The organism is Cupriavidus pinatubonensis (assembly GCF_019602855.1).
GTDB classification, from domain to species: domain Bacteria; phylum Pseudomonadota; class Gammaproteobacteria; order Burkholderiales; family Burkholderiaceae; genus Cupriavidus; species Cupriavidus pinatubonensis.
Genome location: NZ_CP080766.1, coordinates 2,614,514 through 2,641,110, shown reverse-complemented (window position 1 = coordinate 2,641,110; position 26,597 = coordinate 2,614,514). Strand labels below are relative to the sequence as shown.

30 protein-coding genes and 1 pseudogene are annotated in these 26,597 nt (G+C 66.7%); 13 read left to right on the top strand and 18 right to left on the bottom strand.

Translation table 11 applies throughout. The features are described from left to right. The first annotated feature begins 166 nt into the window (after window positions 1–166). From K2O51_RS12005 to K2O51_RS11985, 5 genes are all read left to right on the top strand, one after another. Complete coding sequence (locus tag K2O51_RS12005; protein ID WP_011300478.1) at window positions 167–427, top strand: hypothetical protein; 261 nt, start codon at window positions 167–169, stop codon at window positions 425–427. 41 nt (window positions 428–468) lie between these two features. Then, complete coding sequence (locus K2O51_RS12000) at window positions 469–729, top strand: hypothetical protein (RefSeq protein ID WP_011300479.1); 261 nt, start codon at window positions 469–471, stop codon at window positions 727–729. Between the two features lie 282 nt (window positions 730–1,011). After that, a complete protein-coding gene (locus K2O51_RS11995) occupies window positions 1,012–1,899 on the top strand; it encodes a c-type cytochrome (protein WP_011300480.1) in 888 nt (295 codons plus the stop codon). Window positions 1,900–2,017: 118 nt separating this feature from the next. Then, the gene (locus K2O51_RS11990; protein WP_220630285.1) at window positions 2,018–2,350 is read left to right on the top strand and encodes a DUF2322 family protein; all 333 of its coding nucleotides are present in this window, start codon (window positions 2,018–2,020) and stop codon (window positions 2,348–2,350) included. 73 nt (window positions 2,351–2,423) lie between these two features. Beyond that, complete coding sequence (locus K2O51_RS11985; protein WP_220630284.1) at window positions 2,424–2,972, top strand: hypothetical protein; 549 nt, start codon at window positions 2,424–2,426, stop codon at window positions 2,970–2,972. 109 nt (window positions 2,973–3,081) lie between these two features. Here K2O51_RS11985 and K2O51_RS11980 read toward each other — a convergent pair whose 3' ends face one another. Together K2O51_RS11980 and K2O51_RS11975 are read right to left on the bottom strand one after the other, a co-directional pair. Next, on the bottom strand, window positions 3,082–3,222 hold the full coding sequence (locus K2O51_RS11980) for a hypothetical protein (RefSeq protein WP_166487082.1): 141 nt from the start codon (window positions 3,220–3,222) through the stop codon (window positions 3,082–3,084). A gap of 62 nt (window positions 3,223–3,284) precedes the next feature. Next, window positions 3,285–3,488: pseudogene (locus tag K2O51_RS11975) on the bottom strand (MFS transporter); the annotation flags it as partial. 132 nt (window positions 3,489–3,620) lie between these two features. On the opposite strand from K2O51_RS11975, the gene K2O51_RS11970 reads away from it, so the two are divergent. Beyond that, entirely contained in the window at window positions 3,621–3,893 is a 273-nt protein-coding gene (locus K2O51_RS11970; protein WP_425332971.1) for a LysR family transcriptional regulator, read from the top strand. On the opposite strand, the gene K2O51_RS11965 is transcribed toward K2O51_RS11970, so the two are convergent. Then, a complete protein-coding gene (locus K2O51_RS11965; protein ID WP_011300485.1) occupies window positions 3,862–4,155 on the bottom strand; it encodes a DUF2917 domain-containing protein in 294 nt (97 codons plus the stop codon). The two genes, K2O51_RS11970 and K2O51_RS11965, sit on opposite strands and share 32 nt — an antisense overlap. A gap of 210 nt (window positions 4,156–4,365) precedes the next feature. Here K2O51_RS11965 and K2O51_RS11960 point away from each other — a divergent pair, with 210 nt between their 5' ends. Beyond that, the gene (locus K2O51_RS11960; protein ID WP_140953114.1) at window positions 4,366–5,487 is read left to right on the top strand and encodes a sensor histidine kinase; all 1,122 of its coding nucleotides are present in this window, start codon (window positions 4,366–4,368) and stop codon (window positions 5,485–5,487) included. Between the two features lie 35 nt (window positions 5,488–5,522). Here the strand turns inward: K2O51_RS11960 and K2O51_RS11955 are convergent, their stop codons facing one another. The 3 genes from K2O51_RS11955 to K2O51_RS11945 all read right to left on the bottom strand — a co-directional run bounded on the left by K2O51_RS11955 (window position 5,523) and on the right by K2O51_RS11945 (window position 9,495). After that, complete coding sequence (locus tag K2O51_RS11955; protein WP_220630283.1) at window positions 5,523–6,797, bottom strand: M20/M25/M40 family metallo-hydrolase; 1,275 nt, start codon at window positions 6,795–6,797, stop codon at window positions 5,523–5,525. Between the two features lie 150 nt (window positions 6,798–6,947). Then, a complete protein-coding gene (locus K2O51_RS11950) occupies window positions 6,948–7,679 on the bottom strand; it encodes a BON domain-containing protein (protein WP_011300488.1) in 732 nt (243 codons plus the stop codon). A gap of 154 nt (window positions 7,680–7,833) precedes the next feature. Further along, a complete protein-coding gene (locus K2O51_RS11945) occupies window positions 7,834–9,495 on the bottom strand; it encodes an AMP-binding protein (RefSeq protein WP_011300489.1) in 1,662 nt (553 codons plus the stop codon). A 754-nt stretch (window positions 9,496–10,249) separates the two neighbouring features. On the opposite strand from K2O51_RS11945, the gene K2O51_RS11940 reads away from it, so the two are divergent. Together K2O51_RS11940 and K2O51_RS11935 are read left to right on the top strand one after the other, a co-directional pair. Next, a complete protein-coding gene (locus tag K2O51_RS11940) occupies window positions 10,250–10,417 on the top strand; it encodes a hypothetical protein (protein ID WP_011300490.1) in 168 nt (55 codons plus the stop codon). A gap of 137 nt (window positions 10,418–10,554) precedes the next feature. After that, on the top strand, window positions 10,555–11,673 hold the full coding sequence (locus K2O51_RS11935; RefSeq protein ID WP_011300491.1) for a DNA topoisomerase IB: 1,119 nt from the start codon (window positions 10,555–10,557) through the stop codon (window positions 11,671–11,673). 15 nt (window positions 11,674–11,688) lie between these two features. Here the strand turns inward: K2O51_RS11935 and K2O51_RS11930 are convergent, their stop codons facing one another. Then, window positions 11,689–12,324 carry a ParB-like protein gene (locus K2O51_RS11930; protein ID WP_140953119.1) on the bottom strand — a complete coding sequence of 212 codons (636 nt, stop codon included), beginning with the start codon at window positions 12,322–12,324 and terminating at the stop codon, window positions 11,689–11,691. A 41-nt stretch (window positions 12,325–12,365) separates the two neighbouring features. Further along, complete coding sequence (locus tag K2O51_RS11925) at window positions 12,366–13,367, bottom strand: BON domain-containing protein (protein WP_245001810.1); 1,002 nt, start codon at window positions 13,365–13,367, stop codon at window positions 12,366–12,368. Between the two features lie 303 nt (window positions 13,368–13,670). On the opposite strand from K2O51_RS11925, the gene K2O51_RS11920 reads away from it, so the two are divergent. The 4 genes from K2O51_RS11920 (at window position 13,671) to K2O51_RS11905 (ending at window position 16,117) form a co-directional block, all read left to right on the top strand. After that, window positions 13,671–14,528 (top strand): SDR family oxidoreductase, encoded by an 858-nt coding sequence (locus tag K2O51_RS11920; RefSeq protein ID WP_011300494.1) that lies wholly within the window; start codon window positions 13,671–13,673, stop codon window positions 14,526–14,528. Between the two features lie 59 nt (window positions 14,529–14,587). Then, window positions 14,588–15,022 carry a hypothetical protein gene (locus tag K2O51_RS11915; protein ID WP_220630281.1) on the top strand — a complete coding sequence of 145 codons (435 nt, stop codon included), beginning with the start codon at window positions 14,588–14,590 and terminating at the stop codon, window positions 15,020–15,022. After that, on the top strand, window positions 14,991–15,644 hold the full coding sequence (locus tag K2O51_RS11910) for a ParB-like protein (RefSeq protein ID WP_220630698.1): 654 nt from the start codon (window positions 14,991–14,993) through the stop codon (window positions 15,642–15,644). The genes K2O51_RS11915 and K2O51_RS11910 overlap by 32 nt, the downstream gene beginning before the upstream one ends. Before the next feature lie 227 nt (window positions 15,645–15,871). Then, the gene (locus K2O51_RS11905; RefSeq protein WP_220630280.1) at window positions 15,872–16,117 is read left to right on the top strand and encodes a DUF2188 domain-containing protein; all 246 of its coding nucleotides are present in this window, start codon (window positions 15,872–15,874) and stop codon (window positions 16,115–16,117) included. A 59-nt stretch (window positions 16,118–16,176) separates the two neighbouring features. Here the strand turns inward: K2O51_RS11905 and K2O51_RS11900 are convergent, their stop codons facing one another. The 10 genes from K2O51_RS11900 to K2O51_RS11855 all read right to left on the bottom strand — a co-directional run bounded on the left by K2O51_RS11900 (window position 16,177) and on the right by K2O51_RS11855 (window position 26,510). After that, on the bottom strand, window positions 16,177–17,298 hold the full coding sequence (locus K2O51_RS11900) for a flavodoxin family protein (RefSeq protein ID WP_220630279.1): 1,122 nt from the start codon (window positions 17,296–17,298) through the stop codon (window positions 16,177–16,179). A gap of 99 nt (window positions 17,299–17,397) precedes the next feature. Next, the gene (locus tag K2O51_RS11895) at window positions 17,398–18,315 is read right to left on the bottom strand and encodes a BON domain-containing protein (RefSeq protein WP_220630278.1); all 918 of its coding nucleotides are present in this window, start codon (window positions 18,313–18,315) and stop codon (window positions 17,398–17,400) included. Window positions 18,316–18,504: 189 nt separating this feature from the next. Beyond that, window positions 18,505–19,455: a glycosyltransferase family 4 protein gene (locus K2O51_RS11890; RefSeq protein WP_166487146.1), complete on the bottom strand. Its 951-nt coding sequence runs from the start codon at window positions 19,453–19,455 to the stop codon at window positions 18,505–18,507. Continuing rightward, the gene (locus K2O51_RS11885) at window positions 19,445–20,617 is read right to left on the bottom strand and encodes a glycosyltransferase family 9 protein (RefSeq protein WP_425332970.1); all 1,173 of its coding nucleotides are present in this window, start codon (window positions 20,615–20,617) and stop codon (window positions 19,445–19,447) included. The genes K2O51_RS11890 and K2O51_RS11885 overlap by 11 nt, the downstream gene beginning before the upstream one ends. After that, a complete protein-coding gene (locus K2O51_RS11880; protein WP_220630277.1) occupies window positions 20,614–21,600 on the bottom strand; it encodes a glycosyltransferase family 2 protein in 987 nt (328 codons plus the stop codon). The genes K2O51_RS11885 and K2O51_RS11880 overlap by 4 nt, the downstream gene beginning before the upstream one ends. After that, window positions 21,587–23,386, bottom strand: coding sequence for a carbamoyltransferase family protein (locus K2O51_RS11875; protein WP_220630276.1), 1,800 nt, complete (start codon window positions 23,384–23,386; stop codon window positions 21,587–21,589). Before K2O51_RS11875 ends, K2O51_RS11880 begins: the two co-directional genes overlap by 14 nt. Next, window positions 23,367–24,584 (bottom strand): lipopolysaccharide heptosyltransferase II, encoded by a 1,218-nt coding sequence (waaF, locus tag K2O51_RS11870; RefSeq protein WP_220630275.1) that lies wholly within the window; start codon window positions 24,582–24,584, stop codon window positions 23,367–23,369. Before waaF ends, K2O51_RS11875 begins: the two co-directional genes overlap by 20 nt. Further along, a complete protein-coding gene (locus K2O51_RS11865) occupies window positions 24,581–25,192 on the bottom strand; it encodes a D-glycero-alpha-D-manno-heptose-1,7-bisphosphate 7-phosphatase (RefSeq protein ID WP_220630274.1) in 612 nt (203 codons plus the stop codon). The genes waaF and K2O51_RS11865 overlap by 4 nt, the downstream gene beginning before the upstream one ends. Beyond that, complete coding sequence (locus K2O51_RS11860) at window positions 25,183–25,932, bottom strand: SDR family oxidoreductase (RefSeq protein ID WP_220630273.1); 750 nt, start codon at window positions 25,930–25,932, stop codon at window positions 25,183–25,185. Before K2O51_RS11860 ends, K2O51_RS11865 begins: the two co-directional genes overlap by 10 nt. Before the next feature lie 110 nt (window positions 25,933–26,042). Continuing rightward, complete coding sequence (locus K2O51_RS11855) at window positions 26,043–26,510, bottom strand: heme-binding protein (protein WP_220630272.1); 468 nt, start codon at window positions 26,508–26,510, stop codon at window positions 26,043–26,045. Between the last annotated feature and the right edge of the window lie 87 nt (window positions 26,511–26,597).

The following is a 26,597-nucleotide window of genomic DNA, read 5'->3' as shown; positions in this document are numbered from 1 at the left end:
ATCAGCGTGCCAGACAGTTGCCCTTTTCTCTTTTATTTTCAATGGGTTGATCGACTCGCGTCGTTTCCGGACCGGAGCTGGCACACCCCATGCGTATATGACTGCGAGCGCAACATCCGATGCTCACCAACCCAAGCCAAACCAGTACCCCCAAAGGAGTTACATCATGTCCCTCACCATCCAGAACCTGCCCCTCGAACAAGACCTTGACCAAGCCAAGATGGGCGCCGTTCGCGGCGGCAGCATCTTCGTGAACTCCGGCACCAACGCCATTGTGGGCGGCGCCGGCGTGTCGTTCGCAAGCCCCAACACGATCTTCGCCCCGGTCACGCAAGCCGATGCCTCGACCCGTACCAACGTCGACATCAAGACCGTGACCAACACGATCAACAACCTGGGCGGCATGGTTGCAGCCCTGCAGCACTAATCCAGCCCGTCCAGCTCATTCAGCCTACCCAGGAGACCATCATGTCCTTGACCATCCAGAACCTCCCGCTCGAACAAGACCTCGATCACGCCAAGATGGGCGCCGTACGCGGTGGCAGCGTCTTCGTGAATTCCGGCACCAACGCCATCGTGGGCGGCAGCGGCGTGTCGTTCGCCAGCCCCAATACGATCTTCGCTCCGGTCACGCAGGTCGATGCGTCGACCCGCACCAACGTCGACCTGAAGACCATGACCAACACGATCAACAATGTGGGGGGAGTCGTCGCGGCCTTGCAGCACTGAGCCGCGCGCCAGGAACGGAGAAACGGGCGCTAGTCCGCGCCCTCCGTTCCGCAGCGGGGCCGGCGCCATCGTGGCCGGCTCATCGAGAGAGACCGTCCCACCGGGGACGGTCTCTTCATTTCCGTGTGCACACAGGCACGGCACTCGCCGATTGAGTCGGTGCACGAGGCGAGTTACAGTCTCATCCGCTCCAGGGCATCCGGCCCCGGGCACTAATGAGCGGGATGACGGCGCCAGGCGAGCTTGCCGGCAATGCATGCCCCCGCCGCCGGAGATCAGGGCATGAAAGCGTGGATCGCAAAGAAGACAGCCGACGTTGGCCTTGCCATCGCTATCACCGTGGGCGTGGCAGCGTCGGCCGCACCGGCCATCGCGGCCGGTCCCGGCACGCTCACCATCTCCGCCGGCACGCAACAGCGAAGCTGGACCGCCGATCAGCTGCTGCACGATCCGCGCGTCACGGATATCACCATTGACGACGAGAACCTGAAGCAGCGCATGACGCTCAAGGCGATCCCGTTCGCTGCGCTGCTTGCGGGCCTGCCAGCGAGGCCTGACGGCACCGCCACGACCGCCGCAAGCGATGGCTATGTATCGCACCTGCCGATGCGCGCGCTGCTGGCTGACGGCAAGGCGCAGCCCCGCGCATGGCTGGCGGTGGAAAACCCCGCTGCCCCGTGGCCAATGCTCCGGGGCCAGGGCATCGGGCCTTTTCGCCTGGTCTGGACAGCGCCGCCCGGCCGTGCCGAGACAGTCACCGAGAGCTACTGGACCTATAACATCGAGCGCATCGACATTGCGGGGTCGCCCGGCGAGCGCTATCCGGCCATCCGGCCAGCCGCGGGGCAGCCCGCCGACGGGCCGGTGATGCGCGGCTTTGCCGCCTACCAGCGGGTCTGCCTGTCCTGCCACTCGCTGAACGGCGCCGGGGATTCGCACCTTGGCCCCGACCTGAACATGCCGTACAGCCCGGTCGAATACCTTGGCGACGACAAGCTCGCCGGGCTCATCCGCAATCCGCAGTCGTTGCGCTGGTGGCCGGAAGCGCGCATGCCATCGATCGACCAGCACACGCTGCCGGATGCGGAACTCAAGGACCTGCTCGCGTATTTCCATCACATGGCGGCAACGCGCAAGCCCGTGGCACCGTCTGCCGAACGCAAGCAATAAAGCCTTTCTTTGGTCCAGGCTTGGGCTCGGCGAACACTGGACTATGCGCCACATCCCAATGCCTTCCCCGCGATCGGATAAGATACGCCCCGTTTTTGCCAACAAACGGAGTGAATCAGTGATCCAGCCCACGCCTGTATTCAAGGACAACCTCGCCCAGATGCCCGGCATCGACGGTATCGCGCGCATCGAACTGATCGACGGTAGCGGCGCGGTGGTAGCCAGCATCGAGAACCAGCCGGGCAAGCAGGGCTCGCTGGCCGTGTATCACACCCTCCAGCAGGCATTCGGCACGCTGGACGCGAAGGCCGCAGAGTACGGCCTGGCGCTGTTCGCGGAACACACTGCCGACGCGCGCAACCGCCCTGGCGCGCACCCGAACGTCGACCGCCTGCTCGCCATCGCCGCAGGCGCGGACGCGCTGCGCATCCACGTGGTCGCCAGCGCCTGACCCGGTCCGGCTATCAAGTGACCGCATCGAATCGCCGTAAAACTCTCCAGAGTTTGCCCGGAGAATTCCCCAGATGAAGAAGGCTTTCCTGCTCGCCGCCGCGCTTTCCGCGTCCCTCGCCCATGCCGAGCCACCAGGCAACGTGGCCGCTCCGCTTGGTCTCGAACTCGGCACGACGCGGTGCGCGCGGCTCACGCCCGGCCCGAACCGTGTCACGACCGGGAAGGCGCAATGGGCCGGTGGCGATGCCATCGAGATCAAGAACCTGGATCGCTTCAATTTACCGGGCCTGAGTCGGGCCATCGTCAACTGCGATGGGCAGGATACGGTGGCGCTCGTGACTCTTACGTTCGACCGCTCGTCGCTTGACGAAGTCGCCGGCAAGCTGGACGCGCGTTATGAGTCCAGGCGGAAGACTGAGGCCAATGCCGAGAATGCCTATTCGGAATGGGCGGCGGCGAATGGCAGCCTTGAATTGCTTTATGCGCGCGATGGCAAGCAGTTCACGGTGGCGTATTGGGCCAAGGGCGCCAAGGCGAAGTATTTTGGATACAGTGGGACGGTCGAGAAAAAGCCGGCTGCTGTGGTAGCGCCTGCCCCTAAAGTGGCTGCCCCGCTTTGAGCGCCTGGGTTCTTGTTCTTTGGGACGCGGGTTCTTCGTCAGCGTTGCTGCGGGCAGAGTCCTGGTCCGTGCACGCGGGCGACCCTGCATACCGTTCAAAAAGCCTAAGCTACCGGCACAGCGACATCAACTGGACCCACGCGAGCGCATGTGCCGGCTCCAGCCACTCCACCAATGCCACCGTGCACAGCGCCGCCAGTCCCAGCGCAGAGAGCCATGCACCCAGCATCGGACCCCGGCGCGGTGTCATGACCGCGCCGGCACAAAGCCGCCCCGCTGGATCTGCCGGTCATCGATCGGGCAGTGCAACGCTGCGTACAGCGCCAGGCCGCCAGCCATCACCTTCCATGAGCCGAAACGGTCGGCCAGCATGCCGGTGAACGGCTGCACCAGTCCCCAGGTCAGGTTCTGCACCGCCATCGCGAAGCCGAACGATTCGCGCGTCCAGCCGCGCTCGGCAATGATTGGGAGCAGGAACAGTCCCTGCACATGGCGCACGCCCAGCGCCAGTCCCATCAGCACGCCGCCGGCGAGCACCAGCACCCGAAGCTGCCGCCACCACGGCGTGGCGCCCGGCGAGGAAGCGGTGGCAGTCGAAATCAAAGAACGCTCCAGCCACGCGGCTACCGGCGGGCGAGCCAGCGCGGCATGCTTCGCTTCAACCAGTACGACCAGGTGATCCACGCCGCGCTGGCGGGGCAAGGCATTGCGTTGGGCAGGCTTGAACTCATGCGGCCGTTGATTGAAGGCGGCCAGTTGGTGATCGTGCCGACCATTCGGTCGGCACCGCCAAGCCCGAACGCTTACTGGCTGATCTTCGCCACGCCAGATCCGCGCAATGATGTCAGGCGCGTGGCCGAATGGATCTGCGAACAGGCCGAGCAAACCGTCAGGATGTCCACGCATCCCGCAACCACCTGAGCCACGGCACGGCAACGCGGTGCCCCAGTGACGGCGCATCGATCTCGCACAATGCGGGGCCCGCTCCGTGCAGAGCGGCAACAAACACCTCGGCGTCGCGGCGCAGCCGATAGCGCTCGCCCGGCGCAAGCACGACGTCCTCGGATGTTCGGTCCCGCGTTTCGAACGTCAGCCACACGCTGCCGCCGCGGCAGGCCAGTTCCACGCCGGCTTGCAGTTGCAGGCGCCGGCATTCCGCTTGAAGGGTGAAGATGCTAGGCATGAAAGGCTCCAGTAGGCCTTTCCATTGTGCGAATCCGCACGAACCCCTGCCATGAGCAATCCGTCGGCGTGATATGCATCGTCGGCATGTGACGCAAGGCCGCGAATGTGCAGCGAGCACCACAGACCTTGTGCGTCCCTGTTTTGCGGTTAATATGTTTTTCACAAGCCTGAAAGATGCAGTGCGTCACATTTTCTCGTAGGGACACCTATGCGGCTAGCTGACTTCATCTTGCGCAACATCGAGCCCATTCTGGAGGAGTGGGAGACGTTTGCGGCCTCTCTGCTACCGGCCGCGAAGGATCTGGATTCGATGGCCTTGCGCGACCATGCGCAACAGATCCTGCAGGCGATCGCGCACGACCTGACAATGCCCCAGACGCGCGACCAGCAGCGCCAGAAATCTCTGGGCCGTGCTCCGCAACTGAGCGGCGCACCCGAGACTGCCGCGCAAACCCATGCGGTCCTGCGCGCGAGAAGCGGCTTTAATATCAACCAGCTGGCTGCCGAATATCGTGCACTTCGCGCCAGCGTCCTGCGCTTGTGGATGGACCAGTGCGAGTCGGTTGCCCCGCATCTCGACGACATGATCCGGTTCAACGAGGCCATCGACCAGGCTCTGGCAGAATCGGTCAGTTTTTTCAGCATGCAAGTCGAGCAGGCGCACAACTTGCTGCTAGGCATGCTTGGGCATGACATGCGCAGTCCCCTGCAAACCATCCGGATGACGGCCTCCTATCTTGCCGCGCTGAACGCGGGCGAAGCCGTTTCAGATGCGGCGGCGCGGCTGATCCGCAGCGGTGCGCGCATGCAGACGCTTCTGGACGACCTGTGCGACTTCAACCGGACCAAGCTCGGCCTGGGCGTCAACATCAGCCCGCGCGATGTCGATCTGGCCGAGGTTTTTGTTGATGTCGTGGACCAGTTGCGTGCGTCCCATCCCGGCCGCCAGATCGATCTCGAGTTGACTGGCAACCTGCAGGGATACTGGGACGGTCAGCGCCTGCAGCAACTGCTGGGCAACCTTGTGCTCAATGCCATCAATTACGGTGCGCAGGACGCGCCGGTACGCGTGGTGGCAAGCGCGGACGATGACGAGGTGTGCTTTGAGGTCCGGAACATCGGGCCCGCCATTGACGAAGAGACACTGGAGCGCATGTTTGATCCGCTTCAGCGCGGTCCTTGCCACACCGCCGTCAGTGATGCCCAGGCGGGACTAGGGCTGGGCCTTTATATCGCCAGTGAAATCGCCAGGGCGCATCGCGGGTCCATCTACGTGCGTTCGGATAGTACAGAGACGGCGTTCGGCGTGAGGCTGCCGCGGCGCCCATAGCGGGGCGGGCGCCGCTTTTCAGCATTTATGCAACCTCAGCGCCGGCCGATCTCCTGCAGCATCCGCGTCACGAGGTACAGGCGCGGCACGATGGAATCGAGCTCGATGTACTCGTCGCGGGCGTGATAGCCAAAGCCTGACAGCCCGAAGCTTTCAACCACCACGGCCTTGCCCGATCGCGACGCAAAGCCCGCATCGGTGCCGCCACCGGTACCTTCGACGAGCCCCAGCCGGCGGCCATCGAGCTCGGCATAGATTTCCTGGGCACGCTGTGCCAGTGCGCGCCCGCGCGCGTCGGCAACGTAAGGCGGCCGCCCTGCTTCCATGGTCACCGTGGTGCGCGTGTCCGGGACCAGTTGGCTGGCATTGACCTTCTCCTGCAACGCGGCGCGCAGCTTCTCGTCGGCGCCGTCGGCGCTGATACGGACATCGGCGTAGGCAACCGCGCTATCGGGAATCTGGTTCCGCACCTGGCCCGCGCTCGCCTGCGTCCAGTTGAGTTGCGAGCCCGGAACCAGCTTTGCCGTGTCACGCGTCTGCTGAAGCTGGTAAGCGAGTTCCAGCAAGGCATTGTGGCCAAGGTCCGGTGCCGCGCCGGCATGCGACGCGCGCCCGTGCACATGCATGACGGCGCTGGCGGTGCCACTGGCACCGAGCAGCAGCGATTCTTGTCTGGCAACCGCCTTCGCCGCGTTGGGCTCGAAGGAGAGCACCACGTCATGCTGGTCGGCCAGTGTGGCAATCGTCCGGCCCGAGCCGCCCGAACCGATTTCCTCATCCGGGTTGAACAGCACGGTGATCTGCGCATAATCGCGCCAGCCGCGCTGCTTGAGTATCTCCAGCGAATGGACGATCAGCGCAATGCCGCCCTTGTCGTCGGCAATGCCCGGCCCGTAGAGCCGGTTGCCGTCTTCGCGTATGGGCTGCGTGGCGAGGATGCCAGCCGGGTAGACCGTATCCATGTGGGCGATCAGCATGATGCGCGCCTTGCCCGTGCCCTGGAGCGTGCCACGGATCATCGTGCCCGGCCCCTTCGCAACCGGCAGCCGTTCCACCTGCGCACCCAGCGCCTGCAGACGGCGCTCGGTATAGCTGGCCATCTGCGCAAGGCCTTCGGCGTTGGCACTGCCGGATTCGATCGACACCATCTCCTTGAGCGATTGCACGACCGCGGGCTGCGCGGCGCGCGCGGCATCCAGCAGCGCGGTATCGGCGTTACCGGCATTGCCGGCGGCCTGCGCGGAGCCGGTGGCACCAAGGGTCATGGCCGCGGCAGCGGCAACGGCGAACGGACGAAGGGCAAGCGGCATGAAGTCTCCTCTCGGCAGGTCATCACAAACCTGCCGATGCTAGCCGTTGCCTGACGAACTGGGAAGATGGCGGACGCCAAAGTCTGCGCGGGCGGCCGGTCTTTGACCGGAACCGCCCGCGAATATAGAGATAAAGCCGGAATCAGCCGCTCAGCTGCGCAGCACGATATGGTTGATGACGTTCTCCACGCCGTGCACGTACCACGCGTCGCGCTCGATCTGCTTGCGCGCGTAATCGGTGGCCGCGTAGCCTTCCAGCGTCACGACGTGGTTATCGGTGCGAACCGTGATGCGGCCCGCGTCGATGAACGGGTCGGTTTCGAGCACGAGCATCAGCGCTTCGGTGATCTCGTCGTCGCGGTCGGCCTCGTCGGGTGCCACCACGAGTTCATTGACCACGCAGCGGCAGCCGCGCGACCACCACGCCAGCACGCCGGCCAGGCGCATATGCGACAGGCTGATCACTTGCCCGGACAGCGTGACCACGCCGTTGCTGGCGGCCACTTCGATCCAGCCGCTGCGTTCGCCCACGGCTTCGCGCATGGCCTCAAGGTGCCCCTTGACCTTCGCACAGATCTTGAAATTGCGGAAATCGATCGCGTTAAGCAGTCGCTCGCACACCGCATCGCGCAGCTCGCCGTCACCCACGGGCGTGCCACCGTCGGCCACGCGCAGGTGGTCGATTACGCTCGTCACGCCGTCCACTCGCCGCACCATCGCGGCCGCGCGGGTTTTGTCGACAATGTCCGCCACCTCGCCCTCCAGGATCAGCGCGCCGTCGGACAGCCGCAACTGGATCGTGGGATTGAGGTGGTGACCCTGATAAGGCACATGTGCCAATGCTGCGCGCGCCTGCGTCAGCACCGCTTCGCTACTCTGCATGATGTCTGCCTCGCCTGATGGTCTGGAGCCCGGAAGGAGCGTGCCCCTGCCTGCAGGCACGCCTGGCGCGGCGCCCGCCTGCTACCAATGACCAGGAGACGGCCGGCACCGCCTCCCCATTATAGGAAGCGCTGTGCCGGCGTTTGCGTGGCGATCAGGCGGCCTGCGCACCCTGCGCTTCGCGTGCCTTGGCGACCTCCTGGTTGCGCAGGATAAAGCGCTGCACCTTGCCGCTGGGGGTCTTGGGCAGTTCCGGCACGAATTCGATTTCGCGCGGGTAGGCGTGTGCCGCCAGGCGCTTGCGCACGTGCAGGCGCAACTCCTCGGCCAGTTCTGGCGTAGGCCGGTATTGCGGATCGAGCACGACGAAGGCCTTGATCAGCTCGGTGCGCTCGGGATCGGGCTTGCCGATCACGGCCGTCTCGACCACGGCCGGATGCTCGATCAGCGCGCTTTCGACGTCGAACGGCCCGACCCGGTAGCCCGAGGTCGTGATCACGTCGTCCGCCCGGCCGATAAAGCTGATGCTGCCGTCGTCGTTGAGTTCGGCCGAATCGCCGGTCAGGTAGTAGTTGCCGACGAAGGCGCGCGTCGGCGTGCCGTGGTAGCCGGGGAACCAGCACATCGGCGACTGCGTGAGATCCAGCGCCAGCGTGCCCGGCTGGCCAGCCGGCAGTTCGCGGTTCTCGTCGTCAAGCACGACCACGCGGTGGCCCGGGCTGGCAAAGCCCGCGGCGCCCATGCGCACCGTATGCGACAGCGCATGGTGGTTGCACAGCACCATGCCGGTTTCGGTCTGGCCGTAGTGGTCGTGAATGGTCACGCCCAGCTCATTGGCGAACCAGCGGATGACTTCGGGGTTGAGCGGCTCGCCCGCGCTGCTGACCGCGCGCAGCTTGCCGCGCAGCGGGCCCGATACCGCCTTGCCGGCCGCGATCAGCAGCCGGTATGCGGTGGGCGAGCCCGCCAGGTTGGTGATGCCGTATTTCTCGATCACGCGGCACGTGCTTTCCACGCTGAACGGGCCGTCGTAGAACGTGGTCGGATGGCCCAGCGCCAGCGGGCCCGTGACCGCGTAGTACAGGCCATAGGCCCAGCCGGGATCGGCCAGGTTCCAGAACGCGTCCGCGTCGCGCAGGTCCACCGCATCGCGCATATAGCCCGCGAACGCGACGATGGCCTTCAGCGGCACCTGCAACGGCTTGGCCGGGCCCGTGGTGCCCGACGTGAACATCATCAGGAACGGGTCGTCGCCACGGCGCATGACGGGCTCGAATTCGGCGGGCTGGCGGTCCACTTCGGCCCAGAAGCTGAAGTCCCCACGCACAAGGCCGCGGCCCTTGGCGCCGGCCACGGTGACGATGGGCGGGCAGTCGGCAACGTCGTCCAGCTTGCTGCGATTGGCGCCGTCGGTCACCACGAACTTCGCACCCGACGCATTGAGCCGGTGTTCGATGGCCTTCGGGCCGAACGCCGTAAACAGCGGCTGGTAGACCGCGCCAGCGCGCCAGGTGCCGAGGATGGTGGCCAGCAGTTCCGGCGTGCGCGGCAGCAAACCCGCCACGCGATCACCGGGTTGCACGCCTTGGGCCTTCAGGAAGCCCGCGACTTTTGCGGACAGGGCCTTGAGCTGGGCGAACGTCCAGGTTTCGGACGTTCCGTCGCGCCCCTCCCAGAACAGCGCGATGCGGCCCGGCAGCGCGTGCCGGTCGCAGCATTCCACGCAGGCGTTCATGGCATCCAGGCTGCCGTGCAACTGACGGCTGACGGTGTCCTGGTACGAAAATCCGGCAAAGGTCTCGGTGTAATCGCGCATGATGTCTCCAACCTTGTCATCTGTGTTCTACGGCGCGCTGCGTCGAGGCAAGCGCCTGGCTGCAGCAGTGTGGTTCACCGCTTTGCACACGGCAATAGCCTATTGCGCCAGCACGGCTGACGCTTTTTGCCATGTGGGCGTCCTACAGCACTTGCGGCAACTGCGTGCGTCCGTGAAGGTTGACGCATGCCGGATGCGGGGCTAGACTGCGCGCTGTTTAAAGCCTTGGGGTTCCAAATTGGACTCAGCCAGTTGTCCTGACGGACATCGCCGGTAACCCTCGCCAGACCCCCATCCTTTTTCGCTGCTGATGTTTCCATCGGCAGTGCATCACAGGGCCACTGTCTGGCAAGTCGTTGCCTGACGGTGCGCATCGATCGCGGCATTCGCCGCGGCCCTTTTTTTCCCGCACCTCACAATTTGTATCGCATGTCGGCCCGCTCGTGCCGCGAGCCGCCGCGCATGCCGTTTCGCCATGTCGCCGGCGCGCGCCCCATACAGTATGCGCGCCGCTGCCCGTGGCGGTAGCCGTGCGCCCTTCGCCGTTCCTCGTTCGCCAGCCTTGCTGGCACACGCGGTGGCGCACGCCGATCCACGCTGACCGGAGCCTCTCCATGCCCGACGACCCTTGCAGTCCCTTACCGAAGCCGGCGCGTAGCGGCGTCCTCCCGCGCGCCGTTCCCGAATCCTCCCGGTTCCGGCCGCCGCAACCATGACCTCTGGCGCCGGATCGGGAATTCACCGGAGACCCGACATGAAGTTCTCGATCCTGCTGCCTGACTTCCGCCACACCGAGGTTGCCGCGCACGACGCCGACCGCCTGCGCGCCATGCGCGAACTGGCTCGCCCGGGACGCAACCTGCGCCGAATCGTGGTGCGCCTGCGCGTGATGCTGCGCGGCTGGCGCGTGCAGCCACGTTGAACGGCCCCGGTCACGTGCCGGCCTCGCCCTCCCTGATCAGCGTGGCGGAGATGGCTTCCGCCACGCGAGTCTTGTAGGACAGCCTCCACTGAACATCGCGCGCGCGCTCCATAAAATGAAAGGGTCCGGCGCACTGTATGGCGCGCCGCCTTTTGCCTGGGAGGAGCCGAGCGATGCGAGCATCGGATACCTGCTGCGCCGAGGCCGCCGTGGCCGGTGGCGTCGCGGACGACACCGAAATCGCGCTGCGCGAGGCGGGGCTGCGCCACGTGGACGACAGCACGCCCGGCATCACGCGGATACGGCGCGGCAGCGGCTTCAGCTATGTCGACCCAAAGGGCAATCGCGTACGCGACGCCGCCACGCTCGCACGTATTGCCACGCTGGCCATTCCGCCGGCCTATGAGGCCGTATGGATCTGCCCCGACCCCAGCGGACACCTGCAGGCCACAGGGCGCGACGCTCGCGGCCGCAAGCAGTATGTCTACCACCCCGACTGGGACGCGCTGCGCGACACCGACAAATACGGCCGCCTTGCGCAATTCGGCACGATCCTCCCGCGGCTGCGCGCGCGCGTCGAGCGCGACCTGGCGCGCAATGGCATGCCGCGCGAGAAAGTGGCGGCGGCCGTGGTGCGTCTGCTGGACGCCACGCTCGTGCGCGTCGGCACACCGCGCTATGCGCGGCAGAACCGCACCTACGGCCTGACCACGCTGCGGCCCCGGCATGTCACGGTGCGCGGCAGCCGGCTGCGGTTCCAGTTCACGGGCAAGAGCGGCATTACCCACGACGTATCCGTCAACGACCCGCGCGTCGCGCGCGTCGTGCGCAACTGCGCCGATCTGCCTGGCCAATGCCTGTTCAAGTACGTCGACAGCGACGGACAAGTGCGCGACATCGGCTCGACGGACGTCAATGCGTACCTGCGCGAAGTGACCGGCGGCGAATTCACGGCCAAGGACTTTCGCACCTGGGCCGGTAGCGTCCATGCGCTGGCGCTGCTGCGCAAGGTGGCTGCCGAGACCACGGAGCAGGAAGCCCAGCGCCGCAAGGCCGTGGCCGACGCCATCAAGACCGTGGCGCAACGCCTGCGCAATACGGTCGCGGTCTGCCGCAAGTGCTACGTCCACCCGGCGGTCATTGACGCGTTCCTTTCCGGCGAAGCGAATGCCGACGGTCCGGTTCGCGCGAGAACCCGCCTGCGGGCCGACGAAGCGCGCCTGCTGCGGTTGCTGGAGAAAACTGGCGCGGCCTGACGCGCCCGGGTGACATCAGCAGGTCGGAGGCTTTTCGATGAACCCGGGCAATCCGCGCGCCTTCGGGCTCTGGGCGAGTTGAAAGGCGCGTACCAGGGCGGCTGCGAACATCTCGGGCGAGTCCAGTGGCCCTTCCACATGCCGGCGGAAGAAGTCAGCCCATTTGAAATCCGGATACGCCTGCTTGACCTTCCGGTAGCCGCCGGCCAGTTGCACGAACGCCTCCAGGCTCCGATACGGATCATCGCGCATGGCGTGGATGCATTCCGGCAGTTCGCTCAGCGGCCGCCTGCGGCCGTGCTCGTCGTATGGATGGACCATGTGGTTGTCCAGCATCCATTCCCAGAACGCCTGCTCTTTCATGCTGCTCAGGTCCTTGCGGACGATGGCGGGCACGTGCGAAAGGCCGAGGTCATGCCAGGCGCGTACCCAGTGATGGTGGTCCACGACGTACAGCGCCTGCTCCGGCGCGATCACCACGTGCACGCGATGCTGGTCCAGGAAGGCGTGCCGCCGCGCCGGCGGCACGCGCCGCGTGACGTGCACCTTCTGCTGGACGTGGTACGCGCCCACGGTGATCTGGGTCGGGCGCAGCGCGTCGAGCGGCACCATCAGCTTGCTGTCGTCGCGAAGGGTCCTGGGCGCGCGCATGTGGTGCAGACGCGGCGGCGAGGTTACCGCCGCGTCCGTGCTCAACTCTTGTTTAGCGTGCGTTGCGGCGACGTATCCGCACCTTCGAGATGGCCGGCGACCGGACCCGCGCGCTCCGTGCCCTCGTTGCGCTGCACGCGCAGGCGGTTTTCGACCTCGGTCACGCCGAACACCGCTTCGGCGATTTCTTCGATCACGTACTTTTCCCGCCGTTCCTTCACCGTGCCTTCGAGCATCACCACGCCATTGGAAACCTGGACGGATACATCGGAGACATCGACGTACGGGTTCATCGCAAGCCGTTCGCACACGTCCTCGTGCACCCGCTCGTCCGGACGGCGATAGCCCTTGGGCCCGACCGGACGCCGTGCACCACCAGACATGCCGCTGCTGCGGCCGCGTCCGCCGCTATCCCGGCCATCGTCCTGGTAAACGCGCTGGCCGCCGCTGAAGGACTGGCCACCGCTGCGCGAATCGCCGTAGTAGCCGCTGCCGTAGGACGGCTGCCCGCCGCGCTGGCCACGGTCACGTGCCGCACCTTCGTCCCAGTGCATGGCGCGACCGCCGCGGCCGCCCTGCATGCGGCGCTCGTCGCCTCCGCCGCCCTGCCCGTAAGCAGACGAGCCACTGGAGGAATCGAAGCTGCCTTCATAATTGCCGCTGTCGTAACCGCCCTGTCCCATGCGGCCGCCGCGCTGGCGCGACTGCTGTTCATACTCGCGGTAACCGCTATCCTGTGCCTGGGGCCGGTAGCCGCCATAGGTGCCACTGTATGGATGGCCCTGCCCGCCCATGTCGGCGGCGCCATAGCTCTGCTCGCCCCAGCCGCCACGCGGCTGGCCCGCCGGCGTGTCCTGCTGATGCCAGGCACCGCCTTGCGAAGACCCCGAAGACCCGCCACGCCAGTCTTCGCCCCACTCCTGACCCCAGTCCTCGGAGCCGCTGCCACGGCTTTCCTCGGAGGGAGAGCGGCCCCGTCCCTGCTGCTCATACTGCGAGAGATCGCCGCCTTCATTGCTGCGGCCCTTGCGGAAGTTCCACATGTCTGCCTCCTTGCAATCCCGGCCGCGCGGAGTCCGATCCGTGGCCAGCGCCACGCGGTCGATACCGCACGCGGCCGCATCGAGTACCAGCACGCCGCAAGAACCGTGCCCCGCCATGCGAACCGGCCAGACGACCACAAGGCGTTGAGCAGAACTTTCACGTTCGCCCGCGCCACTGTAAGGATTGCCGGGCCGATGTAATGCTTACGGCCGTTTCGCGACAGAGGCCGCACACGTACCCACGCCCCCGCGCGGCACGAAACTTGCGCGATCCGACCGGGACGACATCCTCAGGAGCCATCCATGTCTACGCCCAAAGAGCTGCCGCCGCAGCATCAGGAACGTCAACCCGGTCTGGAAAGCGCCATGCACCCGAAGCCCGACAGCGGCGCCGACGACTATGTGGGAAGCGGGCGGCTGAACAACAAGGTCGCGCTGGTGACCGGCGGCGACAGCGGCATCGGCCGAGCCATCGCCGTGGCCTTCGCGCGCGAGGGTGCCGACGTCGCGATCGCATACCTCGATGAACACAGCGACGCCAGGGAAACCGTCCGGCTCGTCGAAGACGCCGGCCGCAAGTGCGTCTCGCTTGCCGGTGATCTCGCCGACGTCAGCCATGCCGAAACTGTCGCGGCGCGCGTGGTCGACGCCTTCGGCCGGCTCGACATCCTGGTCAACAACGCCGCGGAACAGCATCCGCAGCCGTCGCTTGAAGACGTGGAGGCAGAGCAGGTCGAGGCCACGTTCCGCACCAATGTCTTTGCGATGTTCCACCTCACGCGCGCGCTCCTGCCTCACTTGCAGAAGGGCGCGGCGATCCTCAATACAACGTCGGTCACCGCCTACCGTGGTAGTGCACATCTGCTGGATTACTCGGCCACCAAAGGCGCCATTGTCTCGTTCACGCGCTCGCTGGCTCTGCAGGTCGTCAAGCGCGGCATCCGCGTCAACGGCGTTGCGCCGGGACCGATCTGGACACCGCTGATTCCGTCCACCTTCACGGCCGAGGAAGTTGCCGAGTTCGGCAAGAAGACGCCCATGGGCCGGCCCGGCCAGCCGTTTGAAGTGGCAGCCGGCTATGTGTTCCTGGCGTCCGACGCGGCCAGCTATATCACGGGGCAGATCCTGCATATCAATGGCGGCGAGGTGGTGAACGGATAGCGGCCGGCACAACCGCCAACGGCCCGGCGGCACGAAGCATCGATTGCAGGAGCAGCATCATGTCACCGATCGTATTCGGGTGGTTCGACACCATGGCGAAAGCCCAGGAAGCGGAGCGCACGCTGCACGCGCGCGGATTCTCCGTGTGGGAGGTCTCGGTCTTTTCCGCAGTGGCGCAACCGCCCGCGGACGCACGCGAAGCCGGCGCAGAGACCCGCGTGGTGCTTGCTGTCTGCGCGAACCGGGGCAACGCATCTGTTGCCACCGACGTTCTGCGCGAAGCCGGCGCGCGCGATCCTGAGCGCACGCAGGGCCAATGGGACACCGGGCGGTGGACCGACTTCGATGCCGCCAGGCACGGCACACAGGGAACGCCCGGCCGCGTTGCACCGCCTGTGGCGCGCGAGGCAGTAGAGTGCGAAAGCACCGGCAATGAAGATCCTGGAAGCGAACTGGAACATTATGTCGATCATCAGCGTTCCAGCGAGGACTAGGCGCCGGGGCAAGGCGATTGCGGAGCTCGCGCGGCTGCGCCCTACCCAGCTCACGCTTGGCATTCTCCACATGCGCCACAAGATGGCCGTCACCCGCAAGCACCAGGACAGCGGAGACCGCGCCGCGCTGCGCCGGTTCCTGCGCTGCCACCGCGTCAAGACCGTGTCCGGGCCTGGCGGCACGCTGTTCATCATCGACCATCACCACTGGGCCCGTGCGTGGCTGGAACTGGGGTTTCGCCGCGTGCCGGTGCGCATCCTGCACGACCTGAGCGGGCTCAGTCCCACGGCGTTCTGGAAGCGCATGCGGGCACTTGGCTTCGTGCATCCGTATGACGAACTGGGCCAGCGGCTCGGCATCGATGCGTTGCCGGCCACCGTCATGGGCATGCGCGACGACCCCTACCGCAGCCTCGCCGCATTCGCCCGGCAGTCCGGCGCGTATCGGAAGCCACCCGATGCGTATGGCGACTTTCGCTGGGCCGGCTTCCTGCGCGAGCGCATCGAAGAAGACATGGGCACGATCGGCGGCTTTGCGCTGGCGCTGTCGCAGGCCATCCGGCTCGCGCGCGGCAGCGCCGCCCGGCGCCTCCCTGGCTATTGCGGCGGCGCTGCCTCCTAAACCACGGGCATCGCAAGTAACGGGCCGGATGGAACGTATCAAGTCCTGTAGCACCGCAGGAAACGTGCCAACCCTTCGCGCACCGGTCGGGTCGCTAAGGTGCCACACGCTCCACGCAGGCGCGCGCATGGCCGCTTCGACGACGCCAAAGTAAGACGCCATCCGACGGCTACGTACGTCGCGGCCGTGTACAACACAGGCATGGTTGTCCCAATAAGGTGTCCGCAATGTCCAGCCCCAACTGCTACGTCCGCGTGTTCCAGACCGAAGCCGGCCAATGGTCAGTACGATCCGATACGCCAGGGACCGGCGACGTCGACTATCCATCGCAGGGCGATGCGATTACCGCCGGCGTCCACATGGCGATGGCGGAGGGGGCATTGCTGACGATCCACGCAGCCAATGACGCGAAGACCAAGAGCGAGATCGACTTCGCCGGTTGCAGCGCGCCGCGGGTAGCTTCGATCGCGTGATGACATTGCATCTAGCGTTGCTGTTCCTCCTTCCGTAATCCTGCCAGGCCTGCTTGAGCCTACTTGGGCCGTGGCGCGTCCAGATCGCAGCCGACTGCTGGCAGTTCGCCCTGGCGGCGCAGCTTCACCGCCTCGGCCAGTGCAGCCCCAACGTTTTCCACTTCGTGCTGCACGCCCGTGTCCGCATCCAGCGCGCGATGCGAGGTCGCGTAAGGCGCGTAGTAACCGATAAAGCGGTCGAGCTGCGACTTGGTGCCGGCGTCGATGAGTCCCATCCACCCCAACCAGTCGCTCAGCGCCCGTCGCACGCTTTCCACGCCGGCCACGTCGCCATGTACGACGAGCCCGTAGGCCCGCCCCGCGAGATGCTTGGGATAGTCCCAGCCTTTCAACTCAAGCGCCTTCGCCTGCGCCACGGTCTTGCCGTGCGTGCTGCTCGGGTCCGGGTTGCCGCCGTCCGCGCAGACCAGGCGGTCCATCATCAGCTTGAGCGGGCTGGCGGCCTGATACCAGTACGTCGGCGTCACGATCAGCACGCCATGCGCGGCTACCCACTTCGGATAGATGTCGTTCATCCAGTCATTGACCTGCCCCAGCGCATGGTTCGGATAGCAGCTGCAGGGCCAGTGGCACAGCGGCATGGCCGTCGATACGCAACCCTTGCAGGGATGGATGTGGCGGTCAGGGTCGGAGGCGAGCAGGCTCAGGTCGAGCGTGTCGACCGTCATACCCAGCGCCTCCATGCGGGCGCGGGCCAATCCGGCCAGGCGCCACGACTTCGATACCTCGCCCGGACACGTGAAGTCATTGCGCGACGCGCAGATCACGAGCAGCACGCGCGGTGGCCCGGCAGGATCGTCATGCCGGCGCTGGGCGTCCCGCACGGCATCGCGCGCCTGCCGCCACTCCACTGACAGGTCGTAGTCAGGATCGGCGGCGCCTGCACCGGCTTTCTCCGTCACAGGCGCCTTGCGGCCCTGGCAGTAGGCGTCCCAGGCGATGGCCTCGAGGCGGTCGATTGCGGCGTCTTCCTTGCGGAAGGCCGGATCGAAGTACCTGGCACGAAACCGCTCGCGAAACGCCTCGCGGGACAGGGATTCCGTGACTTGCCCCTTGCGTACGTCGTTTGCAGCTTCCGTATCGGCCTTCGTTTTGGCTTTGTCTTTATCGGGCACAGTCATGTGGGGCCGCGGGAATCCGCCCGCTAGCCCTGTAGTTGTCCATTGGATGCCGCGAGCCCCCGTCGACAGGAAGGCGTGCGACCGAGCGCGATGCGCGGTTCATGGCGAATCCTTCGTGCCCTTTTCCGTCTTTTCCTGCGTCGATTGGTGCTGTGCCTGCGTGCGTCCCACGCGGACCTGGTTGTCGACATCGCGCACGCCAAACACCCCATCGGCAATCTCTTCGAGGCGGTACTTCTGACCGCGCTCCCTGACCTGCCCGCTCAGCGTCACGATGCCGCCGGCCACCGAGACCTCGATGTCGTGCACGTCGAAATGGCTGTGGGCCAGCCGTTCGCACACATCGTCCTGAATACGTGCGTCAGACCGCTGATAGCCCTTGGGGCCGGTCGGCCGATGATGGCGGGTCGTAACATGCTCCGGCTGCCCGAAGTCCAGCGGTTCCCACTGTGGCCCGCGGCCGGCGAACGGGATGTAGCCGCTTTCGCCCTGCCATTCGCCGGTGGGGCCGCGTCCGGTTCCCCACTCGTCGCGCAGCGTGCGCGTTTCCCGCGCCAGTTCGTTGCGGTAGCGTGGCTCGCCGCCCTGGTGCCAGTCTCCGTGGAAATTGCGTTCGGGATCGTGCCGGGCCGCAGCGGCGCGTCGCTCCGGACCGTCGTCGCGGCCGCCGCGATTCTGCGGATTGCGGGGATAGCGCGCTTCCCCGTACTGGCCATAGCGGCCTTCGCCATACGCAGCCTGGGACCAGTGGCGGTCCGGCTGTTGCCCTTCGCCGCGTGCGCCCCGCTGCTGCGGCCCACGCTCGCCCTGATAGCCATGCCGCGTCTCGGGCGACGTAGACCAGCTGTCCGGCGGCTGCCGGCTTCCTGCCTGCCAATGCGGTGCGCCATTGTCCCGGTTGCTGGCGAACATGCGTTGCCTGCGCGCCACGTAATCGTCCCGATCGTCCGGGTTGTCTGGCCAGTCCTCTTGCGTCGCGCCATAGCGGCGACGGTCCCCGTATTCGCCTTGGTTCATCGATGGCTCCGGTTATGCATGGGTGGAATCCGGGCCTGGCGTCGATGCGCGGGCCCGTGTGTTACGCCGTCGCAGCAAGTTCCGTACCGTCCTTGCTATGCGCGCTCGCAGCGCCACGTCTGGCCGGCCCTGCCGTGCGATTTACATCGGTATCGGGAAAAGTTGCAGACATCTGCACGGCGCTTCCCGTCAGCCGGCCACTGCCCGGAACGCCGCTTGCCAGTCCGATACGAAGCGGCCAATGCCGAAGCGCTCGCGCGCGGTGCGCGCCGCGGCCTGCCCCCAGCGGGCCGCCAGCACCGGCTCTTCGAGTAGCGCCCGCATGACTTCGACCAGGCTGTCCGTGCGCGTATCGATATAGCCATTGGTGCCATTGCGGATCACCGTGGAGAGTTCTGTCGTCGCCAGCCCCACGACCGGCATGCCGATCATCATTGCCTCTACCAGGGCAAGGCCGAGGCTGGTGTAGCGGATCGGGTGGAAGAAAAACCGGTATCGCGCCATGAACGCCGCGAGTTCGTCGTTGGGAATCTCGCCGAGCCCGCCCGATGCCTCGGCTTCCATGCCGACGAGATCTAGCGGAACGAGGCGCCGCACGTCGGCAAAGACATCGGCGCCCAGCCTGCGGCCACGCCGGCCCAGATTGTTGACGACGCTGATGCCGCGCGCGAGCGCGCCGGTGTACCGCACATGCGGGTCCACCACCACGCCGTGGTCGATCACGCGCGTGGGCGTCACGCCGTTGTCCCACATCAGCGCATTGAATGGCGTGACATGCACGAGCAACACGTCCGGATCCTGCACCGGGTGCCGCGTGTTGGTCGGATGCTCTTGCGGCGGGTCGTGCTCAAGGTAGATCGCCGGCAGGTTGCGCTGCACCGGCGTCAGCAGCGTCTGCCGGTCAAGCTCGTAATGGCTGCGGTGCTGGTAAAGCACGCAGTCGAACTCCGTGGCCGCGACCCGCTCCCACGGCACTTCATGCACGTTCGTTCCCCATGGCAGCGAGCCGCCCACGCCCGCATAGCCGGGCGGATAGCCCGGACGCGTCACCAGGAAGAACTCGTGCGGTACCTGCGACAGGTAATACATGTAGTTGCCGTGAACGTGCCACGTGAGGATACGCAGGCGCCTAGGCATGATCGTGGCCCCGCGAAGCCAGGCTCAGCGCCTCGGCTTCCACCGCGTCGACGGTGATGGCGGTCGCGCACTCGTGCCGGATCGGGCACTTCTGCCAGTTGCAGGGCCGGCACGGCGGATAGGAAGCCAGCACGTGGTGCAGCGTGGCATCCAGTGGCGCCCAGCGATCGCTGTCGCCGCCGCATGAAACCACGACGCTCGGCGTATCCAGCGCCGCGGCGATATGCGATGGCCCGGTATCGTTGCACAGCAGCAGCCGCGCATGCGCGATCAGCGCGGCCAGTTCGCCCAGCGGCGTGGCGCCCGTCAGATTCACTACGTCTCCACCGATCAGCTCGCAAAGGCGGTGCGTGAGCATGATTTCGTCCGGCGCTCCTGTCACCACAATCCTCCAGCGCTTGCGCAGCCGCAGCGCAACGTCCGCAAAGCGCTCCACGGGCCAGCGGCGCGAAAGCATCCGCGCGCCGGGATGCACGCAGATGTACTCGCCGCCCACCAGCCCGTGCAGTTCGGCAAGACGTTGCCAGCCGGCATGGTCCTGCGGCCGCAACGGAAACGCGAGATGCGCGTCAACGACCGGGTAGCCCAGCGCCCGCATCAGGCCCAGAAGGCGTTCGATCTCGTTGCCGCCGGGCCATGGCAGCAGGCGTTCGTGCTCGTTCGCCAGCGCGGCTTCCGCAGAGGTGGGGCAGAAGCCCGCGATCGTCCGGGCCCCAAGTTGCCGCACGACGTCATTGCTCAACGTGCCGCTGCCGTGCAGCTGGATGGCAAGGTCAAACCGCCGCGCGCGGGCCTCCGCATGGAAAGCCGCCAGCGCTGCCGCGTCGTAGGGCCGCTCCGGGAAGCCTGGTGCGCCGGGGAAGACCATCACGTCATCGATCAGGCTGCCGAAGCGGCTGGCGAAGTCGCGCACCCACGGCAGGCCGATCAGCGTGATATGCGCGTCCGGCTCGCCTTCGCGCAACGCGCGCAGTGCCGGAACCGCACACAGCATGTCGCCGAGCTGCAGCGCGCGGAACACCGCGATGCGGCGGCGCGCGGCGTGGTCCGGCGCCTGGAGCGTTGTCCGCGATGGCTGCACCGGCGGCAGCACTGCGGGCGGCACTGCCCCGGCTTCCGTGCTTTCGCCTCGTCCCACGTTCCGTAACAGCAGCGGCGCATTCATAAGAACCTCGTCTGGAAGGCCAGCGCGCCGCGCAAGCGCCAGTACAGTGATAACGGCGGAATCAGGATCGACGTGACGACCATTTCGGCAACGTGTGACGGCGTCAGCGCGGCACCACGCAGGCGGCGTGCGCAGAACCAGGCTGTCAATACGGACCACAGCAGCGCAGCCGCACCCGCCACCCGCCAGGCACCCGCCAGCGCGGCCACCACCGCCACGACCACGGCCAGCCCGATCACGTAGTACTGCCACGGCGGGAAGCGGCGGATCCGCGTGCGGTAGAGCGCCGGGTGCTTCTTGTACAGCAGCGCGTCGAAATAGACCTTGGCCTGCGCCGCAATGCTGCTGCCCCACGGCGCCGGACGGACCGGATGGACGACCACCGCATCCGGTGCGCGGCCAACAGGCCCGACTTCCTGCTCCAGCCGGAACTGCAGGTCCGAGTCCTCTCGCCACGCGCGCGTAAAGCGTTCATCAAAGCCGCCGATGCTCACCAGCGCCTTGCGGCGCACGAAGCAGTTGGCGGTAACGAATTCCGCGGTGGAAAGCCCCGCGGTGTCGCGTTCGTGGTCGGTCGGCCGTGCCGGGGTCGGAACCAGTGTGCGTCCTGAGGCAGCGCTCCAGGCCGGCATGGCGGCCAGTGCGCGGCAGCCCTCGCGCACCCAGGCGGGGGTGGGTATCGTGTCGTCGTCCGTAAACGCCACGATGCCGGCACGGGAGCGCCAGGCGCCGGCATTGCGTGCGCCGGCGGGACCCTGCGTACGCGATACCGCAACATAGCGCAACACCCTGTGCGGATGCTCTGCGGCCAGCGCTTCGACAAGCTTTGCAATACGCGGCTCGCAGCCGTCATCGCACACAATGACCTCGTACGCACCGCCGTCGATATCCTGCGCGCACAGCGCGCGCAGGCACCGCTCCAGCAGGTCGGGACGCCGGTAGGTCGGAATGACGACCGAAACGGCCGGGTCAGGCGCTCGCATCGGCCATCTCTCCCGCCGAGGCCTGCGTCGCGGCCTTGGCCGCCGCGGGCACCGCCGGCTTTTCGAGCAGGAACGAGCCGATCACCAGCGCATCGAGCGGCGACGTCCAGAAGCACTCGACCGCATCGCGCGGCGTGCAGACGATCGGCTCGCCGCGCGTGTTGAACGACGTGTTGACCAGGATCGGCACGCCGGTGCGGCGTTCGAACGCGGCCAGCACATCGTAGTACGCAGCGTTCTGGTCCCGGCGGATGGTCTGCACGCGGGCGGTGCCATCGACGTGCGTGGCCGCCGGAATGCTCGCGGCCTTCTCTGGCTTCACGTCATAGATGAAGAGCATGAAAGGCGCCGTGCCGTCGCCGGGCTTGTGTGCATCGAACCACTCGCCCATGCGTTCCTGCATGACGACGGGCGCCACCGGCCGGAAGTCCTCACGGTCCTTGATCTGGTTCAGGCGCTGCTGCATGCCTGCATCGATCGGCGACGCCAGGATCGAACGCGCACCCAGGGCACGCGGGCCAAATTCCATGCGGCCCTGGAACCAGCCGATGATCTTGTTCTGCGCGAGCAGTGCCGCGGTCGACTCCGCGACATTGTCCAGACGCGTGTACGGCAGCTTGGCCCAGTCAAGGAATGCCGCGATCTCGTCGTCTTCATACGCGGGGCCGAGATAGGCATGGTCCATATGCCAGCGCCGCTGCGGTTTCCCGCGCTGTTCGAAATCCACCCACAGCGCCGCACCGAGCGCCGTGCCCGCGTCTCCGGCGGCGGGCTGCACCCATACGGCATCGAACGGGCTCTGGTCGCGCACGCGCGCGTTCATCACGCAGTTCAGCGCGACGCCACCGGCCATGGCCAGGCAGTGCTCCCCGGACGCCTGCGCAAGCCACGTCGCCATGCCAACCACGGTTTCCTCGAGCACCTGTTGCAAGGACCGCGCAATATCGAAATGCCGGCCCGCCATGGCACTGCCGCGTACGCGCGGTGGCCCCAGCACGGCGTCGAGGTCCGTGTCGGCCACCTGGTATCCCCCGGCGCCGTCCGTGGTAACCATCTTGCGGAAGACGTCGAGATAGGCAGGATTGCCGTACGACGCAAGCGCCATGACCTTGTACTCGTCGGACGAGTGCAAAAAGCCCAGATGCCGCGTGATGCGCTCATACAGCAGCCCGAGCGAATCGGGCAGGTCGATCTGCCGGATGCGCCGGTAGGCCTTGCCGTCGAACACGCCATAGCTGGTCGTCGCGCGCTCGCCGCGCCCGTCCATGGTCAGCACCGCGCAGCGCTCGAACGGCGCCGCGAGGAAGGCGCTGGCCTCGTGGGCCATATGGTGTTCGACGAAATGCCAGCGGAACGGCCCATCGTGCCGCACGCCCTGGAAGCGCGCCTGCAGATGATGCGGTGCGCCGGAAGCCAGTTGCCGCGGCGCATTGACGATATACGACAGGAACAGCGGCTCCCATGGCGCTGCCGGCACGCCGGCCGCCCCGGCACGCGAAGGCTCCAGTGGCAACGCCAGCGTTTCGTCGCCTTGCTGCTCGCCCAGCAGCAAGGCCGGATCGTACGAGTACGCGATATGGTCCACGTCGGCGAGCGTAATGCCGGCCTCGGCCAGGCAGTAGTCGATCGCGTGGTAAGGCAGCTCCCACGTGCTGAACGGGACCGGCCGCTTGCCGTGCTTGATGTGCGTAAAGCGTTCGTCTTCGGCGGCGGCAATCACCTCGCCGTCGCGTACGAGGCAGGCGGCGGAATCGTGGTAGGCGGCGTTAATGCCAAGCGTGTACATGCGTGCTCTCCTCTACGGTCGACACCGGCTTGCTCTCCGGTTCGCCGGCTGGTTCGCCGGCTGGTTCGCGTTCCGTTTCCGATTCCGGCAGCCATGGCATCCGGCTTTCGGTTGCCGGCTCGCCGCCGAGCAGCGCCTGCGCCGCAGCCACCACAACCGGCGGGCTGACGCCGCGCAGGCAGCGGTGATGGCCCTGCGGGCAGGTGCTCTTGTAGCAGTAGCGGCACGGCACGTCCTCGAACAGCGTGCGGTGCGGCACCTGCCACGGCGTATGCTGCGGATTGGTCAGCGCGTACAGGTCGACGACTGGTGTGCCAAGCGCCGCCGCGATATGCACGGGGCCACTGTTGTTCGATACCAGCAGGTCCGCGATCTCGAGCAGTGCCCCAAACTCGCCCAGCGGCAGCATGCCGGCGAGCGGCACGACATCGGGGTGTCCCGCCGCCCGGCATACGCCGTCCACGAGATCGCGTTCCGCGTCCGATCCGGTCACGAACACCAGCGCGCCCGTGTCCCGTGCCAGTTGCCCCGCGACTGCCGCAAAGTGTTCGGCGGGCCAGCGGCGCGATGGCGCCGTTGCGCCCGGGTGAAGCACGATCCTCGCTCTTGCCGGCGCATGCGCCGGCAGCGCCGCGAGCCGTACCGCCAATGCGGCGCGGTCCGCATCGTGCACGGCAAAACGCAGACGCAAATCCGCTGTGTGCGCGCCGATCTGCGCCACAAGATCGAGCTGGCGCCGGGCTTCGTGGCGCGGCTGTCCGCCCGGATCGGTCTCCTTGGCCCAGTGGCTCAGCAGCGCGTAAGGGTTTTCGCGGCAATGCGCGAGCCGCAGCGGAATCCGGGCGAGCGTGCATAGCATGGCGGCTGGCAGCGCGCTCTGGCTGTACACAGTAAAAATCACAGCGCCGTCGTAGCGGTCGCTGGCCAGTTGCGCCGCACACGCGCGCAACTGGCGCGCGGCTTCGGCTGCCGAGGGCGTGTCGGCATGGCGGACCCACGGCGCATTCCAGCCGATCACGTCGTCGATCATCGGCAGGTGCGGAGCGAGCCGGGCCGATGCGGCCGAGGTCAGCAAGGTCAGGCGCCGCCCCGGCACTGCTTCGGCAAGGGCCTGCATCGCGGGCGTGGTCATCAGGACATCGCCCATATTGTCGAGCCGGACACACAGGATCCGGCGTGCGCGATCCCATGTCGTCATGCTTGCCCCGCCACGAAGGGTGCGCAGGCGGCCACGGGCTCGCCCGCCACGATCTGCGCGGCCTGTCCGAGCGTCGGCACGATGAAGTCCGGCGTGCGCCATGCCCCGGTAACCCATTCGGTTTCGCCACCGCAGTCGACAAGAATGGTGTTGCAGCCCGCGCGCCGCCCCGCCTCGATGTCGTCGAGGATATCGCCGATCATCCATGACGTGCGCAGGTCGAAGCCGAGCACCGATGACGCCGCCTGCAGCATGCCAGGCGACGGCTTGCGGCAACTGCACGGCACCGCGTACTGCGCGACCGCGCCATCCGGATGGTGCGGACAGTAGAAGAAGCCCGACAAACGGGCCCCGTGCAGCCGGAACAGCTCGGCCAGCCTGCGGTGCACTGCTTGCAGCGCGCTCTCCTGAAAGCCGCCGAGCGCGACGCCAGGCTGGTTGCTGACCACCACCAGCGGCCGGCCCGTCGCGCCCAGTATGCGCAGCGCGTCGCCGGCGGTGTCCGCCAGTTGCATGTGGTCGGGATCCACGTTATAGGGCACGTTCCTGAGCAGCGTGCCGTCCTTGTCGAGCAGCACCGCGCCGCGCGCCGGTCGGTTCAGGGCCATGAGGTCTCCTTCATCGGGAGCACCATCACCTCGGGGATGACCGTCTCTTCGGGCTGGGTCAGCACGAAGCGCACGGCGCGCGCGACATTGGCCGGGTCCTGCAGCGTGGACGTGTCGATGTCGGGAAAGCGGTCGAGCAGGAACGGCGTACGCATGCCGCCCGCCACGATGGCCGACACTTTGATCCGATGCGGACGCAGTTCCGCATGCAAGGCATGCGAGAAGCCCAGTACGCCCCACTTGGTCGCGTGATAGGCGGACGCATTCGGCCATGCGCGCTTGGACGCCGTCGACGCGATATTGACGATGTGCCCGCTGCCCTGCGCCTTCATCAGCGGCACGGCGGCATGGACCAGCAGGTACGGGCCATAGAGATTGACCATCAGCACGCGCCGCCATTGCTCCGTATCGACCTCTTCCACGGGCAGGGTGATGTCGATGGCCGCGTTGTTGATGATGCCGTCGATGCGCCCGGCCAGATGTCCGCCTGCGCGCCCGATCTCTTTGAACAACCGGTCCACGGCCTGCGCGTCGGACACATCCACGCCGACCGCGTGCGCCTTGACGCCGGTCTGCTCGAGCGACGCCGCGCACTCTGTGGCGCGAGACAGGTCAAGGTCCGCAACGATCACGCTTGCGCCGGCTTCGCCGAGCATGCGGCAGATCTCGCCGCCAAGCCCGCCGCCGCCACCGCTGACAAGGAACCGCTTGCCTTCCAGTTGAGGGTCGTTACCCGACATGTCGTCTCTCCGATCCGAAGGTCAAAACAAGGCCGCCCCGGGCGGCCGGTCAGCGTCAGCACAGCGAAATGCATGCCAGTGCAGCATGGTCCTGCCGCGTGGCCTGGCGCCTATGTCTTGCGTGACGCTTCCATGCGGCCGATGGCCGCCGCGCGCAACAGCGCGGCAACACAGTGCGCGAAGGCCTCGTCATACCAGCCATTGGCGCCGCTGACGGCCACGACGATCCCGTCGAGCACGATCCCGCCAGGAAGAAGAATGTCGCCGGCTACGAACCGGTGCGGCGATTGCGTGGCCACGATGCCGGAGTCGATACCCGTGCGCCAGGCAACACGCGCTTTTTCGCGCGCGTAGTAGGCGTAGTCGGCATCCCAGCGATCACGCGACGGCAGCGAATGTTCGTAGAGGATGGCTTCCTCGAACGTGCTGGCGCCGCAGGGCCGGCACGGGTCCATCACGACGATATGCATGCAGCGGCTCTCGCCCACATCACGGTCGGCAAGGCTCGCGGTCAGCATCGGCAACGCCAGGGCAACAGCGCGCCGAGCGGACTCGGCGTCGGCGAAACGGGAACTCATGGGGATCTCCTGTCCGGAAGGCAGGGCCCCATTCACGCAACGTCCGTGCCCATGGGCTGGCCCAGCGCGCGCTGAGCAGAGACGCTT